The 16509-nt window shown below is 38.5% G+C and carries 16 protein-coding genes; 9 read left to right on the top strand and 7 right to left on the bottom strand.

The annotated features are described in order from the left end of the window. Positions 1 to 20: 20 nt before the first annotated feature. Complete coding sequence (locus ABD930_RS07855; protein WP_345231168.1) at positions 21 to 1649, top strand: acyl-CoA carboxylase subunit beta; 1629 nt, start codon at positions 21 to 23, stop codon at positions 1647 to 1649. A gap of 200 nt (positions 1650 to 1849) precedes the next feature. Next, on the top strand, positions 1850 to 2815 hold the full coding sequence (gene trxB, locus ABD930_RS07850; protein ID WP_345231167.1) for a thioredoxin-disulfide reductase: 966 nt from the start codon (positions 1850 to 1852) through the stop codon (positions 2813 to 2815). A gap of 264 nt (positions 2816 to 3079) precedes the next feature. Here the strand turns inward: trxB and ABD930_RS07845 are convergent, their stop codons facing one another. The 3 genes from ABD930_RS07845 to ABD930_RS07835 all read right to left on the bottom strand — a co-directional run bounded on the left by ABD930_RS07845 (position 3080) and on the right by ABD930_RS07835 (position 5527). Then, positions 3080 to 3397, bottom strand: coding sequence for a DMT family transporter (locus tag ABD930_RS07845; protein ID WP_345231166.1), 318 nt, complete (start codon positions 3395 to 3397; stop codon positions 3080 to 3082). 16 nt (positions 3398 to 3413) lie between these two features. After that, entirely contained in the window at positions 3414 to 4040 is a 627-nt protein-coding gene (locus ABD930_RS07840) for a 7-carboxy-7-deazaguanine synthase QueE (protein ID WP_425571113.1), read from the bottom strand. 137 nt (positions 4041 to 4177) lie between these two features. Continuing rightward, on the bottom strand, positions 4178 to 5527 hold the full coding sequence (locus ABD930_RS07835; RefSeq protein ID WP_345231165.1) for a Gfo/Idh/MocA family protein: 1350 nt from the start codon (positions 5525 to 5527) through the stop codon (positions 4178 to 4180). 258 nt (positions 5528 to 5785) lie between these two features. Here ABD930_RS07835 and ABD930_RS07830 point away from each other — a divergent pair, with 258 nt between their 5' ends. Together ABD930_RS07830 and ABD930_RS07825 are read left to right on the top strand one after the other, a co-directional pair. Beyond that, positions 5786 to 6913, top strand: a complete 1128-nt coding sequence (locus ABD930_RS07830; RefSeq protein WP_345231164.1) for a phosphotransferase enzyme family protein — start codon at positions 5786 to 5788, stop codon at positions 6911 to 6913. Then, positions 6910 to 7560 (top strand): carbohydrate-binding family 9-like protein, encoded by a 651-nt coding sequence (locus ABD930_RS07825; RefSeq protein WP_345231163.1) that lies wholly within the window; start codon positions 6910 to 6912, stop codon positions 7558 to 7560. The genes ABD930_RS07830 and ABD930_RS07825 overlap by 4 nt, the downstream gene beginning before the upstream one ends. A gap of 39 nt (positions 7561 to 7599) precedes the next feature. On the opposite strand, the gene rnhA is transcribed toward ABD930_RS07825, so the two are convergent. The 3 genes from rnhA to ABD930_RS07810 are packed head-to-tail and all read right to left on the bottom strand — an operon-like array spanning position 7600 to position 9185. After that, complete coding sequence (gene rnhA, locus ABD930_RS07820) at positions 7600 to 8064, bottom strand: ribonuclease HI (protein WP_345231162.1); 465 nt, start codon at positions 8062 to 8064, stop codon at positions 7600 to 7602. A 40-nt stretch (positions 8065 to 8104) separates the two neighbouring features. Further along, complete coding sequence (locus ABD930_RS07815) at positions 8105 to 8701, bottom strand: hypothetical protein (RefSeq protein WP_345231161.1); 597 nt, start codon at positions 8699 to 8701, stop codon at positions 8105 to 8107. Then, positions 8688 to 9185 (bottom strand): RNA polymerase sigma factor, encoded by a 498-nt coding sequence (locus ABD930_RS07810; RefSeq protein WP_345231160.1) that lies wholly within the window; start codon positions 9183 to 9185, stop codon positions 8688 to 8690. Before ABD930_RS07810 ends, ABD930_RS07815 begins: the two co-directional genes overlap by 14 nt. 220 nt (positions 9186 to 9405) lie before the next feature. Here ABD930_RS07810 and ABD930_RS07805 point away from each other — a divergent pair, with 220 nt between their 5' ends. The 5 genes from ABD930_RS07805 (at position 9406) to asnB (ending at position 14269) form a co-directional block, all read left to right on the top strand. Beyond that, on the top strand, positions 9406 to 10824 hold the full coding sequence (locus tag ABD930_RS07805) for a dicarboxylate/amino acid:cation symporter (RefSeq protein ID WP_345231159.1): 1419 nt from the start codon (positions 9406 to 9408) through the stop codon (positions 10822 to 10824). Positions 10825 to 10966: 142 nt separating this feature from the next. Next, positions 10967 to 11383 (top strand): hypothetical protein, encoded by a 417-nt coding sequence (locus ABD930_RS07800; RefSeq protein ID WP_345231158.1) that lies wholly within the window; start codon positions 10967 to 10969, stop codon positions 11381 to 11383. Positions 11384 to 11473: 90 nt separating this feature from the next. Continuing rightward, on the top strand, positions 11474 to 11785 hold the full coding sequence (rplU, locus tag ABD930_RS07795; RefSeq protein WP_345231157.1) for a 50S ribosomal protein L21: 312 nt from the start codon (positions 11474 to 11476) through the stop codon (positions 11783 to 11785). 47 nt (positions 11786 to 11832) lie between these two features. Further along, complete coding sequence (gene rpmA / locus ABD930_RS07790) at positions 11833 to 12105, top strand: 50S ribosomal protein L27 (RefSeq protein ID WP_345231156.1); 273 nt, start codon at positions 11833 to 11835, stop codon at positions 12103 to 12105. A gap of 475 nt (positions 12106 to 12580) precedes the next feature. Next, on the top strand, positions 12581 to 14269 hold the full coding sequence (asnB, locus tag ABD930_RS07785; RefSeq protein WP_345231155.1) for an asparagine synthase B: 1689 nt from the start codon (positions 12581 to 12583) through the stop codon (positions 14267 to 14269). Positions 14270 to 14352: 83 nt separating this feature from the next. Here the strand turns inward: asnB and ABD930_RS07780 are convergent, their stop codons facing one another. Beyond that, positions 14353 to 16248, bottom strand: coding sequence for an AMP-dependent synthetase/ligase (locus ABD930_RS07780; protein WP_345231154.1), 1896 nt, complete (start codon positions 16246 to 16248; stop codon positions 14353 to 14355). Positions 16249 to 16509 lie beyond the last annotated feature (261 nt).

Raw genomic sequence — 16509 nt, 5'->3', positions numbered from 1 at the left:
GAGGACTCAATATATCGATTATGAACCTTGATTTTAATAAGCATGAAGATGCTAATAAGCAGGCTGTTTATAAGCTAAAAAGTCGTTTAAAGCAAGTTTTCTTAGGCGGGGGGGCGGAGGCTGCTAAAAAGCAACAGGAAAAAGGCAAACTATTGGCAAGAGAACGTATTGCCTATTTACTCGATCGTGATAAACCTTCATTGGAAATTGGAGCATTGGCTGGCGAGGATCTTTATCCAGAACAAGGTAGTTGCCCTTCTGCTGGTGTTGTTGTAGTGATAGGGTACATTGCAAACCGGCAATGTATTGTCGTTGCGAATGACGCTACGGTAAAAGCGGGTGCATGGTTTCCAATAACCGCAAAGAAAAATCTTAGAGCACAGGAAATAGCCCTGGAAAACCGTTTACCGATTATCTATTTGGTCGATTCGGCTGGTGTTTATTTACCCCTGCAAGATGAAATTTTTCCGGATAAAGAGCATTTTGGACGAATCTTTAGAAATAATGCACGCATGAGCAGCCAAGGTATCGTGCAAATAGCAGCTATTATGGGAGCTTGTGTGGCTGGCGGAGCCTATTTACCGATTATGAGTGACGAAGCCATGATTGTCGATGGAACGGGCTCTGTATTTCTGGCGGGATCTTATTTGGTGAAATCGGCTATTGGTGAGGACGTGACGAATGAAATTCTTGGTGGGGCAACGACGCATTGTGAAATATCGGGTGTCACGGATTATAAATGTCCGGACGAGAAAAGTTGCTTGGATAATATTAAAAATATCATCTCTAAAATCGGAGCACCGCTTACTGCTGGATTTAATCGTGTAAAACCAGTCTTACCCGCTTTGGATAGCGAAGCAATTTATGGGTTACTTCCCGATTCAAGGGAAAAGCCTTATGATATGTTGGATATCATTTTGCGTTTAGTAGATCATTCCGACTTTGAAGAATATAAAGCCCTATATGGTAAAAGTATCATCTGTGGTTTGGCCCGAATTGATGGTTGGGCAGTAGGCATTGTAGCCAATCAGCGGAAAGTGGTTAAAAGCAAAAAGGGGGAAATGCAAATTGGTGGGGTGATTTACTCTGATGCGGCCGATAAGGCAACTAGATTTATAATGAACTGTAATCAAAAAAAGATTCCCTTGGTCTTTTTGCAAGATGTAACAGGTTTCATGGTGGGTAGCAAATCCGAACAAGGAGGTATTATTAAAGATGGGGCCAAGATGGTAAATGTTGTGGCCAATTCGGTAGTTCCGAAATTTACATTTATCGTTGGCAACTCTTATGGAGCAGGTAACTACGCCATGTGCGGAAAGGCTTATGATCCGCGTTTAATTTATGCTTGGCCATCGGCCAAAATAGCCGTAATGGGAGGAGAACAAGCAGCCAAAACGTTATTGCAAATACAGAAAGCAACTTTAAAGTCGCGAGGGGAACAATTGAGTGAACAGGTAGAAGAGGAACTTTTAAATGATATAAAAGCTAAATACCATAAACAAACGACACCCTATTACGCTGCCGCGCGTTTATGGATAGATGGCATTATTGACCCGTTGGATACCAGGCAGATTGTATCGATGGGTATTGAGGCGGCCAATCAATGTCCAGTAACAGAGCCCTTTAACGTAGGGGTAATACAGACGTAGGTATTAGCTAATGAAATGATTGGCCAATTTTGATAATTAGTTAATGAAAATGAACATAGAGCGAGTGTTGACGCACAACCCGCAACTCAAGTGGCAACGCATACCTAAAAACAGCAGTTAAAGAGCGCTAGGAAATTTACAAATGATAAACGCAAGGCTTTAGGAGAATCCGTATCTTTGCATCAAAAAACACAAATTACATGGCTGAAGAAATAGAACACGTTAAGTGCTTAATTATAGGTTCGGGCCCAGCGGGTTATACTGCAGCAATTTATGCGGCACGTGCTGATTTGAAACCGGTATTGTATACCGGAATAGTTCCTGGAGGGCAATTGACGCAAACAACTGATGTAGAGAATTTTCCAGGTTATCCGGCCGGTATTATGGGACCGGAAATGATGGAGGATTTTAGAAAACAAGCAGAACGGTTTGGTACGGACATCCGTTTTGGATACGCAACGGCGGTAGATTTTTCTGGTCCGATCCATAAGGTTACCATTGATGAAATCAAGATTATCTATGCTGATACTGTAATTATAGCCACTGGTGCTACAGCAAAATGGCTTGGTCTACCTAGTGAACAAAAGTATAACGGTTTTGGTGTCTCCGCTTGTGCGGTGTGTGATGGTTTCTTTTTTAAAGGGCAGGATGTTGCCATTGTAGGCGCAGGAGATACAGCTGCTGAAGAAGCGACTTATCTCGCAAAACTTTGTAATAAAGTACATATGCTGGTAAGACGGGATGAATTCCGAGCTTCTAAGGCTATGCAACATAGGGTATTCAATACACCAAATATTGAAATCCATTACAATACAGAGGCAGAGGAAATCTTAGGAGATGGTAAAACTGTCAATGGTTTACGGGTGATGAATAATCAAACGAAGGAGCAACGCATCCTCAATATCACCGGATTTTTTGTAGCTATTGGCCATAAACCAAATACAGAGATTTTTGCTGGATGGTTGGATATGGATGAATCTGGCTATTTATTGACAAAAGCGGACAGTACCCAAACCAATATAGAAGGAGTGTTTGCTGCAGGCGATGTACAAGATCATATTTATAGGCAGGCTGTAACTGCTGCAGGCAGTGGTTGTATGGCTGCTTTAGAGGCAGAGCGATATCTGTCTGCAAAAGAACATGCGCTTGTAGAAACGGCTAACTGATATTGATTTTGATGACTATCGGGGAGTTCACCTAAGAAACGTAACACTTCTCGTTATATTGAGTGAAGCGCCTCATTCGTCATATCGAGCATAGTCAAACCGACCGTAGGGAGCTCATCAATGCCTTTAAAACGAATACTAGTAGATAGACAGTTGTTTGTTTAATGGGTCTTCCGCTGCGGTTAAGATGAGGTGTTTAAACTCCTCTTGGTGATTTGTCTGATAGTCATTTTAATTTTTAAATACCTCGTAATATCTTCCGATTTATTTTGCTACAACCTTTAATCCAATAATAGAGGCGATCAGGGTAAAAATAAAAAACAATCGCCAAAAATCAGCAGGTTCCTTATACCATATTATGCCTACAATAGCTGTTCCTACGGCCCCAATACCGGTCCAAACAGCATACCCCGTACCGATAGGAATATGTTGAATAGCTTTATTTAGTAACAGAAAGCTACATATGATACAGACAAAAAAACCAATAGACCACTTCACATTACTAAAATTATTAGACAATTTTAAGCAAGAAGTAAAACCGATCTCAAACAGTCCTGCAATTACAAGGTAAACCCAAGCCATAGTGTTGTTTTTTAGGTTATGGAATATTCAAATATTTATGTGTTTGTAATGATATTTCCCATTGAGGATGAGCCTTTACATAGTCAATAATCAATGGTGTCATTTGCTGGGCTTTTGACCATTCTGGTTGGAGGTATAATTTCTTTCCTGCAGGCATTTGCTTCGCATAGGTTTCCCCCCAAGCGAAGTCGCTTTTATTGAAAACAATGACTTTTAATTCACCGGCAGCCTCGATTACTTCAGGTAAGGGGGCTTTAAATTTTTTAGGCGATAAGCATATCCAATCCCATTCACCACTCAATGGATATGCTCCAGAAGTTTCCATAAAGGTTTTTATACCCGCTTTATGCAAGCCCTTGGTTAGATAATCAAGATTATAAATCAACGGTTCTCCACCAGTAATAACCACTGTTTTTGCAGGATATTGTGCCGCATGATCGATGATGGTATCGGCCTTTGTCAAAGGATGTACATTGGCGTCCCAACTTTCTTTTACATCACACCAATGGCAGCCTACATCGCAGCCCCCTAAACGTATAAAATAAGCTGCCTTCCCGGTATGGTAACCTTCACCCTGAATGGTATAAAATTCTTCCATCAATGGAAGAAGAGAGCCATCTGTTGGAACCTCATTCGAAATCATGCGGCAAAGGTAACTAATTTTTGAGTTTCCCTTGTCAATTGCTCGTAATCAATAAATCATCAAGATTAGACGAAATAAAAAAGCTGTGGAACCTTTGCTCCACAGCCAACCAATTATCCAAACACCATGACTTCTTTTTAGAAGCCACTATCATCTAATGCGAACACATCTTTGCGTTCTTTCCATTTTCCATTCGTAAAATCAGGAATTTCAACTGATTTATTTCCTTCAGCTAAAGATTGGGTAGACAAAGGTGTAATGACGCTCATCGAAACGGAATCGTAGACATCAATTGGCGTTTGCCTATTTTGTTTAACCGCTTCAATAAAACCGTTAAACACAAACCAATCCATTCCACCGTGTCCAGCTCCAGCTGCATCATTGGCGTATTTTGCCCATAGGGGGTGATCATACTTTTTTAACCATTCGTCAGCATTATCCCATACATCATCCTTAGCCGATTTTCCTTCAATATAGATGGTGTTACTTACATCCATCCACAGTCCGTCAGTTCCTTGTACCCTAAAACCTAGTGAATAGGGCCTAGGTAAATGGACATCATGTGATAATAAAAGGGTTTCTCCATTGGCGCAATTGATCAATGTCGTAGTGACATCCCCATTTTTATAATGGATTTTCGCATTGGGATGACCTGGCGACTGTTTTTGCACATAATCAGCCAATCCTCTTGCTTTGCTTGAAAAAGACACCATATTCGTCATGCGATTACCGTGGTTGATTTTTGTATAGTGCATGAGCGGGCCTAAACCATGAGTAGGATATAGATCCCCATCTTGATCAATATTAAACTGGGTACGCCATTGTGCTTCACTAAAAGCCTTTGGTCCATATTCCACACCCCCTCCATAAGGTTGTGTGCCATTATTGAACAGTACTCCTCGTAGATCATGCTGGTAACCACCTTCTAAGTGAATCAGCTCACCGAAAAGCTGCTGCCTCACCATGTTAAGAACGGCCATCACATCGCGGCGATAACAAACATTCTCCAACGTCATATAGGGCTTTCCGGTTTGTTCTGATGTTTTTACTACTTCCCAGTGATCGTCTACCGTCAAACCAGCAATTACTTCGCAGCCAACATATAAACCTGCTTTCATGGCATCTACTGCTTGAGGCTTATGAAATTGCCAAGGTGTAGCGATGACAACAGCATCTAATTTCTCCTGATCGAGCATTTTCTTATAGGCGTCTTCACCTCCTGTATACTCTTTAGGTAATTTTTTATTTGCTTTTTGGAATTGTTTTCTACAGCTTGCCAGCGAACTTTCTTGTGTGTCACATATTGCAACAACGTCGATATCATCTCTTCTAAGCGCTAATGCTACATGGTTTCGTCCACGCATGCCTACACCTATAAAAGCTAAACGAATCTTGCTTTTCCCTTGTGCCAGAGCAGTCGTGTGTGATAAAATGCCAGTTGCTGCGGCGGCCATTGATCCTGATTTAATAAAACTCCTTCTATTCATTAGGTATTGTTTTGATTATTAGGTACTAACGCGTGGGCTTTCTTTATGAAAAACACATGCACTGAACAAACATATAAAAAACAATCCAATAAAAAACCATGCAACCGATTGCTCTATTTTCAAAAAATTGCGCAATCGGTTGTGTTTTTAATTATGTATGAAGTTGTTTTTCATTTTTGCATATTGCAGAAAATTACAAAAACTAGCCGTTTGTTGTAATTTTAATGATTATCAGCTTAAAATTTTAAACGTATATTAATGACCAATACAAATAATAACGCGTTAGCATTTTTACCTATAGTGAATTTTTTTGCGATATCGGGTAAACCTGTCCAGATCATGCCTTTTGGTACAGGGCATATTAATGATACGTATAAAATTGTTACCGATACGAATGATGGGCCAAATTATATGCTTCAGCGAATTAATAACCATGTATTTAAGGATATTGATCATCTAATGAAGAATATTGCAATGGTATGTAAGCATATTAAGGAGAAATTAGCTTTGGATGGCGTACAAGACATTGAACGTAGGGTATTAACGCTTATTTCGACAAAGGAAGGCAAGTTATACCATAAAGATGAGGACAATCGTTATTGGAGGATCTTCATTCTTATTGAAGATACGAAAACGTACGATATTGTAGAGACAACCCAACAAGCTCGGGAAGGTGGGAGGGCATTCGGTCAATTTCAAGCGATGCTGGCCGATCTCAACCCGCGTGATATTTACGAAGTCATTCCCAACTTTTTAAATATTGCCAGCAGATTAAGGGACTTTAGGGAAGCCTTGCACAAGGATGCAGTGAAGCGGGCGTCTAACGTCGACCAAGAGATCGATTTCATTTTAGAGCGGGAAAACAAAATGAATACTGTCCTTCATATGGCTGCGAAATCACAGATTCCTTTGCGTATAACCCATAACGATACCAAGTTTAATAATGTGCTGCTCAATCGTCAGGATGAAGCACAATGTGTCATCGATTTGGACACGGTGATGCCGGGTTATATTGCTTATGATTTTGGCGATGCTATACGTACCATTATTAATACAGCTGCAGAAGATGAGGAAGACCTCAACAAAGTGCAATTAAATATTTCCTTATTTCAAGCCTATACGGAAGGTTATTTGGAAACAGCTCACCATTTTCTCTATCCTATGGAGGTGAAATCGCTAGTAGATGGCGTTTTATTATTACCTTATATGCAAATGGTACGTTTTCTGACCGATTATTTAAATGGGGATACCTATTATAAAATAAGTCATTCAGAGCATAATCTTCAACGAACAAGGGCACAGATGAAATTGGTCAGTGAAATTGAGCAACACGAATCTTTATTACGAAATATTGTAGAAAAGGAAGCGAACGTTTACCTTACTTGAAATACTTAATCATGCAGTTGATCATTCCTTACGTATCGGACATTAACCTAAATTCATCGGGGGTAGCGCTTCGAGAAAGCCTGCGTAAATTTGAAAGTCACCCTATAGCTCGTGTAAATTGGCAAGTATACCCTTATACACCGGCAGTGGTTTTTAAGATAGCTCATAATCTGGATGGCATTATACTCCAATATCAGGTTAATGAACGCTGTTTTAAAGCTTGTTATACAGGGATTAATGAACCGGTTTATAAAGATAGTTGTGTAGAGTTTTTTATTTCATGGGATCAGGAAAACTATTACAATTTTGAGTTTAACGGTATAGGCACTGTCTTGGCAGGCTATGGCCAATCAGACAAGGCTTCCAGAATTTTTTTGCCCGAGGTGCTTATTGAAGCTATTGAAACGGATGCTACCATCCACGGCAAGAAGGGAGATTTTACGTGGGATCTATTCATTCATATTCCGTTTAATACTTTTGTTTATGATCAATTAGAGACGATTAAAGGAAAAAAATGTACGGGAAACTTCTATAAATGTGGTGATGATTTACCTGTCCCGCATTTCCTTTCTTGGAATGCCATTGACGCACCAGAACCAAACTTTCATTTACCCGAATTTTTTGGCGAATTGGTTTTTGGGGAATAGAAGAGGTGATGAATCGTTATGTTGCTGGGTATTGAGTAATCATAATTTATTAGCCTCTTGCTCAAAAACGGTATCGATTTGATGACGCTGTCTATCTTGTCCTGCTTTTACCGCTAGCTGATCGCAGCGTTCATTTTCCGGATGACCAGCATGACCTTTTACCCAAACAAATTTTACCTGATGTAATTTATATACCTGTAAAAAGCGCAACCAGAGATCACTGTTTTTTTTTCCTGCAAACCCTTTATTAAGCCATCCAAACACCCATTTTTTTTCAACGGCATCTACCACATATTTTGAATCGGAATAGATCGTGACTTCATTTCCAGGTTTTTTTAAGGCTTCCAAACCTTTGATAACGGCTAGCAGTTCCATGCGGTTATTGGTTGTTTTTCTAAACCCTTCTGCTAACTCTTTATAGTATTTTCCGGCTTTTAAGATAACCCCATATCCTCCCGGCCCAGGATTGCCACTTGAAGCGCCATCGGTAAATATTTCGATCATCGGCGCAAACTTAATAAAAAGGGGCGATACTCATAGCTCATCACTCCACAAATTGATCTTTTAAATCTTTTAATTTATTGATAAGTTCTTGTAGCTTTTCACTTTCCTTTCTAATATATACTTTCATCAATACAAAGTAGCAGATGAGAAACCAAATGACAGTTGCTACAACAAATATAATTAAGGTCATTCGAGAGACATAGAAAGACATTTCTATGAGGTATAGTGCAAATGCTACGGATAGGCAAACGGTATAAACCGTATAATTTTGAGTGTTGAGTTTGTAACGATGTTTTTTGTATGCTTGTAAATAGGAAATATAAACTTCCGGTTTATTTAGAAGATTTTCGCTGTTATGGATAGCACGATAATCCTTTATTTGAATAAGCATGTAATAAACTAAACATATGAGTACAATCAGCATAGAAAGTTGGGTGGTCCAGGTATAAAATGGTATAGTAATAAAAATATAAAAGGTTATCAGTACGATGACTGCAACACTAATAACATGGCTCAAAAGTTTTGCCGTATATTTATTCTTTGTTTGTTTTATCGTATTTCGGATAGCATTGTAGCTAACACCATCATGTTCCTGCTGCACATGCCAAAGCTGTTTTAATTCATTAAAATCTTTCATGACGATTATAAATTTCAGTTAGCTTATTTTTAATGCGATGTATTTTTACCCGAAGATTCCCCTCGGATATCCCGGATATGTCGGCAATTTCTTGATAGGGTATCTCATCTAATACCATAGTGATAATAATCCGTTCATTTTCTTCTAATTGCGAAATGCATTTATAGAGTTGATTGACTTGTTCCTGTTTTTCTGAAACATCTTCTGCTTTTGTTTCGATAATCCGCTCGTTGATCTCATCGGTTGCTTTTCTTTTTTCAACGCGTAAATAAGATAGACAAGTGTTTACGGCAATACGATAAATCCAAGTAGATAATTGCGATTGATTTCTAAACTTATCAAGGTTTTGCCAAACCTTGATAAAGGTTTCCTGCATAAGATCATTGGCCGAGTCACTATCTCCGGTATAACCATAACAAAGGTGATAAACCTTCTTGCTATTTTGATCAAAAATTTCCTTAAATAGTGCCTCTTTTTGCGCCATTTTTACTTTAACTAAACGATTAGACTACGTATAATGGGCGATGTTACAAACTTACTTTATTTCAAGTGTTAAGTGAAAATTAAAAAGAAAAAATAGAAAGCTAAAGCACAGAAAGGGTACTTGAATGTGCAATGCTTCATCCTAAAGTTTGCGTAGGGGCTTCGTGAATGTCAAGCATTTTATCTAAGTTTGCGGAATTCCGCAAAGTAAAACGTATTATATGAAGTCAAGAGCCACCGTAATATTCCTGCTATGTACCCTTAGTATCGTTGCCATATTATACGCTGTAGATTTTATTTTTCATGTGATTCCAGAAAGTGTACTGTTCGTTTTCAGGTGGCTTGCTGTTTTAGGATTAATCGTTTATGGCTTTAAGAAAAAAACATTAACTGCGTGGATTTTGATCGCGTTGGTTATTGGTGCAAATATAGGTCACGATTGGCCGCATATAGGTATAGGCATGCAGGTGGCTAGTAAAGCTTTTTTAAAATTAATAAAAACCATTGTTGCGCCTTTGATTTTTGGAACGTTGGTTTATGGAATAGCTGGTCATTCCGATATTAAACAAGTGGGTCGGATGGGATGGAAGTCGCTCCTTTATTTTGAATTGGTCACCACCATTGCGTTATTCATTGGCTTGGCCGCCATTAATATTAGCCAAGCGGGTATGGGAATTAAACCGCCAAAGAATCAACATGAAGAGCTAACTAATGTTAAACCGCAAACGGCGGCCGATATTATCTTGCATATTTTTCCTGAAAATATAGCTAAATCAGTAGCAGAAGGAGAAGTGTTACAGGTTGTGATTTTTAGCGTAATATTCGGACTTGCATTAATTATGGTACCCGAAAAAAAACGGGCGCCCATGGTAAATTTTGTAGAAAGTCTTTCCGAAACGATGTTTAAATTTACCAACATCGTCATGTATCTCGCCCCAATTGGTGTAGGTGCAGCAATGGCTTATACGGTAGGGCATATGGGCCTAGGCGTACTCGTTAATCTTTTCCAGCTTTTAGTCACACTATATGCATCTTTGATTGCTTTTATTTTATTGGTATTTCTGCCGATAGCACTTTTAATTGGATTACCTCTAACGCGTTTTATAAAGGCCGTAGGAGAGCCCATCTCCATAGCATTTGCTACCACCAGCTCTGAAGCGGCGTTGCCCAGGGCTATGGAAGCGATGGAAAGTATTGGCGTACCTCGAAAGATCGTTGCTTTTGTTATGCCCACCGGTTATAGCTTTAACCTCGATGGTACGACGTTATATCTTTCGTTAGCAAGTGTATTTGTAGCGCAAGCTGCCGGCATCCATATGTCTTTTGGAGAACAGCTCTTAATGGTTTTTACACTCATGATCACCAGCAAAGGAGTGGCTGGAATTCCTAGAGCCTCGTTAGTGATATTGATGGGTACTGCCGCATCTTTTCACTTACCCGTTTGGCCTATCTTTATTATTCTAGGTATCGATGAATTAATGGATATGGCAAGAACATCGGTTAACGTACTGGGAAATTGTTTAGCCTCAGCAGTCATCGCTAAGTGGGAAAATGAATTTGACCCCAATGCACCGACCAACAAAACGCTTTTAGAAGTAAAAGTACCTCATAATGATAGTCGTACACAACAGACTGAATAAGTATTAATCGCTAATAACAAAAGTGTCGTAAACTATAAATTTGTAAATTGTTGACCATATGAGTGATCGCGCAAGAAAAATTTTTCTGTATATCTGTATTATTGTGCCTTTTTTAGGTTATTGTATATTTTACTATAGCCAAATGATTAAAAATGCACCTTTCCGGTTTTCAGATTTTGAATCCATCACCTTTAGTTATGGACCGCCTGATCGGATGTTCACCACTTTTGATTCGAAAACGACCAATTATCAATACGTTAATAAAAGCGATTCTGTTGTTAAAACAACCTTAAAATTGAGACAGGATGATTTACTTTATTTACACCGGAAAGCGGTAGAATACGGTTTCTGGAATTTTCCCGATGATATGACCGTTCCTGGAAATACAGATAGCACAGCAAATGTGATGCGTTTTTTATTAAAGTTTACCTATAAGGAAAAAAGCAAACAAATGATTTTTGATACCAATTATCCTGGCGATCCAAAATTACGCGATGCCGCAAAAACGATGATTACTGAAGTTCAGGGCATTTTAAAAGATGCTGAGGATCGAAAATAAGTTGTGCGAAATCCGTTTGTATCTTTCAATTATTTGATATATCTTTGCGCTTCGAATTTTTAACATAAATTAATTTTTAAACAATTAACAATGTACGCAATAGTAAATATAGCCGGACAGCAATTTAAGGTTGCAAAAGACCAGCATCTTTTTGTGCACCGTCTACAGGGAGATGAAGGCGCTAGTATTGAATTTGACAATGTACTGTTAGCAGAAAATGGTGGCAAGTTTACAGTTGGAACTCCAAGTGTGGCTGGTGCTAAGGTTTCAGCTAAGATTTTGTCACATTTAAAAGGGGATAAAGTAATCGTTTTCAAAAAGAAACGTCGTAAAGGCTACAAAAAGAAAAACGGACATCGTCAACAATTTACGAAAATCCAGATTACGGATATTACGTTATAAGATTATTTTAAATGAATAGGGATTCCCTGTTATAAATAAATTAAGATATGGCTCATAAAAAAGGTGCGGGTAGTTCGAAAAACGGCCGCGAATCACATAGCAAAAGATTAGGAGTTAAGATTTTTGGTGGTCAAACAGCAATAGCTGGTAATATTATTGTCCGCCAAAGAGGTACAAAACACCACCCTGACAAAAATGTAGGTATCGGTAAAGACCATACGCTTTTTGCTTTAATTGACGGAAAAGTTGTTTTTCGCAAGAAAGCAGACAACAGATCATACGTTTCTGTAGTGCCAGTAGAGGCTACAGGAGAAGCTTAAATATACCGTTAGCAATAAAAAAGGGCTATGTGCATTCGAGTGCACATAGCCCTTTTTTATTGTTGGCAAAATTTTATCTTACTAAGCGACTTGTCTATTTTACTTCCTGATTAATCTTAGACGGAAATAACTTAATTTGATATTCGTAAATACCAGGCATTTTGTCTAAGTTTGTACTAATTTTATGATGACTAATCATTCTTGGCAGTAATCGCCGCTGCTCTGAAAAAACCAATACATACAGTTTTGCAATTTCGAATTTAGTAAAGACTTGCTGATAGCCAGTGTTTTGTGATTTTTTTAACGTAAACCGGTTTTTCGTAACAGTTTGCTGTTGTGTGTTTTTTCAAAGAATTGTAATATATGTTATTAAAATTATTAAAAAATATGTTAAATCTTGCAAATATTGAATAATATTTCTTTAATTTGTAAACATTTATAATTTGTTAAAATTTAGCTAGTAAAAAATAAATTTATGTGTGGAATTATTGGTGCATTTGATTTAAAAGTTAAATCGCAAGATTTACGAGCTCAAGTGTTGGAAATGGCGAAGAAGATTCGTCATCGTGGTCCGGATTGGTCGGGTATTTTTAGTTCGGATAAAGCGATATTAGCTCATGAGCGATTGGCTATTGTTGATCCACAATCTGGAAAACAGCCATTATATAGTGAAGACGGAACGGTTGTTCTTGCCGTTAATGGTGAAATTTACAATCACCGTTTGCTTCGTCAACAACTTCCAAATTATAATTTTTCCACTAATTCTGACTGTGAAGTTATCTTAGCGCTTTATAAAGAAAAAGGTCCAAAGTTTTTAGAAGATTTGAACGGCATTTTTGCATTTGCACTTTATGATACCGTAAAAGACGTTTACCTCATCGCCAGAGATCATATTGGTATTATCCCCTTCTACATGGGATGGGATAAGAAAGGCAATTTCTACGTTTCTTCGGAATTAAAAGCACTGGAAGGCATTTGTAATAGTATTCAGGAGTTCAAACCGGGGCATTACATTTATAGTGAACAGGGTCAAGGGCTACAACAATGGTATAAGCGTGATTGGGAAGACTATGAAAATGTTGCTACGAATGTCTCCGACATAGCGGTATTGAGAAAGGGATTGGAAGATGCTGTTCACCGTCAAATGATGTCTGATGTGCCTTATGGTGTATTACTATCTGGAGGGCTAGATTCATCGATTATTGCAGCTATCACTAAAAAATTTGCTTCCAAACGCATCGAATCTAATGATACCGAGAATGCATGGTATCCTTCTTTACATTCATTTGCCGTTGGATTGAAAGGTTCGCCGGATTTAGCTGCTGCTCGAAAAGCTGCCGATCATATCGGAACCATACATCATGAAATTCATTTTACTATCCAAGAGGGTTTAGATGCGATAAGAGACGTTATTTATCACTTGGAAACCTATGATGTTACCACTATCCGGGCTTCTACACCCATGTATTTATTGGGCAGGGTCATTAAGTCTATGGGCATAAAAATGGTATTGAGTGGAGAAGGGTCAGATGAGTTATTTGGAGGCTATTTGTATTTCCATAAAGCACCTGATGCAAAAGCTTTCCATGAGGAAACGGTTCGCAAATTGGGTAAACTTCATCTATACGATTGCTTGCGGGCAAATAAGTCTTTAGCAGCGTGGGGTATTGAGGGTAGGGTGCCCTTTTTGGATAAAGAATTTATGGATATTGCCATGCGCCTTAATCCGGCGGATAAAATGGCGGGCAATGGGAAAATGGAAAAATGGATTTTGCGTAAGGCTTTTGAAGATTATCTTCCCGAAAGTATCGCCTGGCGTCAAAAGGAACAATTCTCTGACGGGGTAGGTTATAGTTGGATCGATACTTTAAAAGAACAGGCAACAAGATCTGTGTCGGATGAAGAGTTGGCTAATGCTAAATATCGTTTCCATATTAATCCGCCAATGTCTAAAGAGGAGTATTTGTATCGGAGTATTTTTAGTGAACATTTTCCTTCTGATTCTGCTGCGGCATGTGTACCTTCAGTGAAATCTGTGGCGTGCAGTACACCTGAGGCATTAGCTTGGGATGCTTCTTTCCAAAATCTCAACGACCCGTCTGGTAGAGCTGTAGCGAGCGTGCATAACGAAAGCTACAATAAAGAAAAGGCTTTAGCGGAATAGCTAAGTAGTGATAGTAGTTGTTGAGTAGTGATATAGTATTTTATAACTTAACTACTCTACAACTTGACTATTTAACTCCATCACTAACCATAAAGCTCTTCAATTGCCTTGGCATATAGCTTTTCAATAACCCGTCTTTTGGTCTTTAATGTTGGGGTTAGTTCTCCGGTATCTATACGGAATGGCTTTCGTTTCACCTTAAAAGACCTAATACGTTCAAACTTGGCCAATTCATTAGAAAGTTGCTTGATATCGTGTTCAATCCAGTCGATAATGGCGATGTCTTCAATAAAAGGATTTATTTGCTCGAAAAAGCTGTCTTTCAGATTGAATGTTTCTTTAAGTAATTCCTGTTGTGGTACAATAATGGCTGTTATGTATTCTCGGCCATCTCCAATAAGGAAAATCTGTTCAATTCGCTTACTTTTCAAATAGGTGTTTTCCACCGGTGTGGGGTAGATGTTTTTGCCATAGGCATTAACCAGCATATTTTTTAACCGATCGGTAATCTTGAGGTTTCCTTTATAAAATTTACCAATATCACCGGTATGGAACCAACCATCCTTATCGATGACATGCTTTGTCTCCTCCGGTTTATTCCAATAACCTTTCATCACACAATGTCCCTTGATGATAATTTCGCCTTCTTCACTATCATAGCTTGGATCAAAATGTTCATGCGTCTGTTGCGTATAAATTTGATTCGTATCGGTATCTTGAATACCAACGGTTATTCCCGGTAGAATTCGTCCTACTGTTCCGTATACTTGTCGATTAAATTCCGTGACAGCTACTACCGGTGAAGTTTCCGTTAAACCATAACCTTCTAAAATTTTTATTCCAATATCGCCGAAAAATTCACCTACATTCTTTGGAAGGGCTCCTCCGCCAGAAATCATGAATTTTAACTTTCCTCCGGTTTTATCTTGTATTTTAGAGAAAACCAGTTTTTTTGCCAATCTAAATTGAGCATTTAACAATGGTCCTGGCGCTTTATTTGCTACTTTTCTTTCCCGGTATTGCTTTCCTTTTTTTAGTGCCCATTTAAATATCTTCGCTTTCGCTAAACCACTTTCTGTTCCATTTTTGATAGCCTTATCGTGAATTTTTTCCAGCAAACGAGGAACAGCACAAATGACGGTAGGTTTTACATCAACCATGTTTTTAGCAAGCAAATCGATGCTTTGGGCAAAGGCTATTTTTGCGCCTGTAGCCATACAAACATGGTAAGTGGCTGTACGTTCAAAGACATGCGATAGAGGTAAGAAGGAAAGAAATGTTTCGTGTTGATCAACTTCTACGATTTGATCTAAACAGGCGCTTACATTTTTGGTTAAATTGGCGTGGGTCAGCATAACGCCCTTTGGGGTACCTGTGGTTCCGCTAGTATAAATGAGGGTGGAAATATCGCTTATTAAAATCCCTTCCCGTGCACTAGTAATATCGTTAGCATACTGTTTGGTAAGCGATTTACCAGTTTTAAGTACCTCATTGAACGGAATGACCCCCGCTTGGAGCGCTAATCCGTTCAGGTATTTCCCGTATCCGTCAAAAGTAGGTATAATGCGGATGAGCGATGGACAGTTATTGGCAATCTTTATTATTTTCCTAAAGAGAAAAGGTGTATTGGTAATAATGGTGCGTGCACCAGAATCATTCAAAATGTATTCTGTATCGGCTTCTGGGAGGGTAGGGTAAATGGATACATTAACAACACCGATTTGTTGTATTCCTTGATCAAAATAGACGTAATCGGGCCCGTTTTCTAATAATAGAGCTGCGCGATCACCCTTTTTTAAACCAATTGAAAGTAAATAAGCAGAAACGGCGTGAATATGTTCAAAAGCTGTACGATAACTGATTTCGCGCCACTTGCCTTCATAATAATGAATAAGAAATGGATGCGTTTCAGGATGAATGTTTTCTACTACGTTCCTGAGCAAATCAGGAACGGTCATGTCACGATTAATTGGATTCATGTATAGGGTTTAATTAGCGCTTCTGCTGGTATTATCGTTTAACCATGTATTTTATGGTGAAGCAAACATAACTAACTTTCGCTTTTTTCACAAGGAGCTTTTACTTTTATAGGTACTGAATCGCTGATTATTCGATAAATTGTATATACCATATCCATGAATATCAAATAATACATAGAAGATAAATTGCTTATAACAGTTAATCATGCGCCGTGAAGTTTTATTATTACTTTAGGTTCGTGAATGCAAAGCATTTTATCT

It is taken from the genome of Olivibacter ginsenosidimutans, from assembly GCF_039542865.1.
Lineage (GTDB): Bacteria > Bacteroidota > Bacteroidia > Sphingobacteriales > Sphingobacteriaceae > Olivibacter > Olivibacter ginsenosidimutans.
This window is presented reverse-complemented; position numbering and strand designations above follow the sequence as displayed.

What these genes read in the sequence shown, in the direction of transcription:
- ABD930_RS07805 (WP_345231159.1), top strand. Translation starts at nt 9,406, where the DNA reads ATGAAGTCAAGAGCCACCGTAATATTCCTGCTATGTACCCTTAGTATC.
- ABD930_RS07840 (WP_425571113.1), bottom strand. Translation starts at nt 4,040, where the DNA reads ATGATTTCGAATGAGGTTCCAACAGATGGCTCTCTTCTTCCATTGATG.
- ABD930_RS07800 (WP_345231158.1), top strand. Translation starts at nt 10,967, where the DNA reads ATGATTAAAAATGCACCTTTCCGGTTTTCAGATTTTGAATCCATCACC.
- ABD930_RS07835 (WP_345231165.1), bottom strand. Translation starts at nt 5,527, where the DNA reads ATGAATAGAAGGAGTTTTATTAAATCAGGATCAATGGCCGCCGCAGCA.
- ABD930_RS07780 (WP_345231154.1), bottom strand. Translation starts at nt 16,248, where the DNA reads ATGAATCCAATTAATCGTGACATGACCGTTCCTGATTTGCTCAGGAAC.
- rplU (WP_345231157.1), top strand. Translation starts at nt 11,474, where the DNA reads ATGTACGCAATAGTAAATATAGCCGGACAGCAATTTAAGGTTGCAAAA.
- ABD930_RS07815 (WP_345231161.1), bottom strand. Translation starts at nt 8,701, where the DNA reads ATGAAAGATTTTAATGAATTAAAACAGCTTTGGCATGTGCAGCAGGAA.
- ABD930_RS07810 (WP_345231160.1), bottom strand. Translation starts at nt 9,185, where the DNA reads ATGGCGCAAAAAGAGGCACTATTTAAGGAAATTTTTGATCAAAATAGC.
- rnhA (WP_345231162.1), bottom strand. Translation starts at nt 8,064, where the DNA reads ATGATCGAAATATTTACCGATGGCGCTTCAAGTGGCAATCCTGGGCCG.
- ABD930_RS07845 (WP_345231166.1), bottom strand. Translation starts at nt 3,397, where the DNA reads ATGGCTTGGGTTTACCTTGTAATTGCAGGACTGTTTGAGATCGGTTTT.
- trxB (WP_345231167.1), top strand. Translation starts at nt 1,850, where the DNA reads ATGGCTGAAGAAATAGAACACGTTAAGTGCTTAATTATAGGTTCGGGC.
- ABD930_RS07830 (WP_345231164.1), top strand. Translation starts at nt 5,786, where the DNA reads ATGACCAATACAAATAATAACGCGTTAGCATTTTTACCTATAGTGAAT.
- rpmA (WP_345231156.1), top strand. Translation starts at nt 11,833, where the DNA reads ATGGCTCATAAAAAAGGTGCGGGTAGTTCGAAAAACGGCCGCGAATCA.
- asnB (WP_345231155.1), top strand. Translation starts at nt 12,581, where the DNA reads ATGTGTGGAATTATTGGTGCATTTGATTTAAAAGTTAAATCGCAAGAT.
- ABD930_RS07855 (WP_345231168.1), top strand. Translation starts at nt 21, where the DNA reads ATGAACCTTGATTTTAATAAGCATGAAGATGCTAATAAGCAGGCTGTT.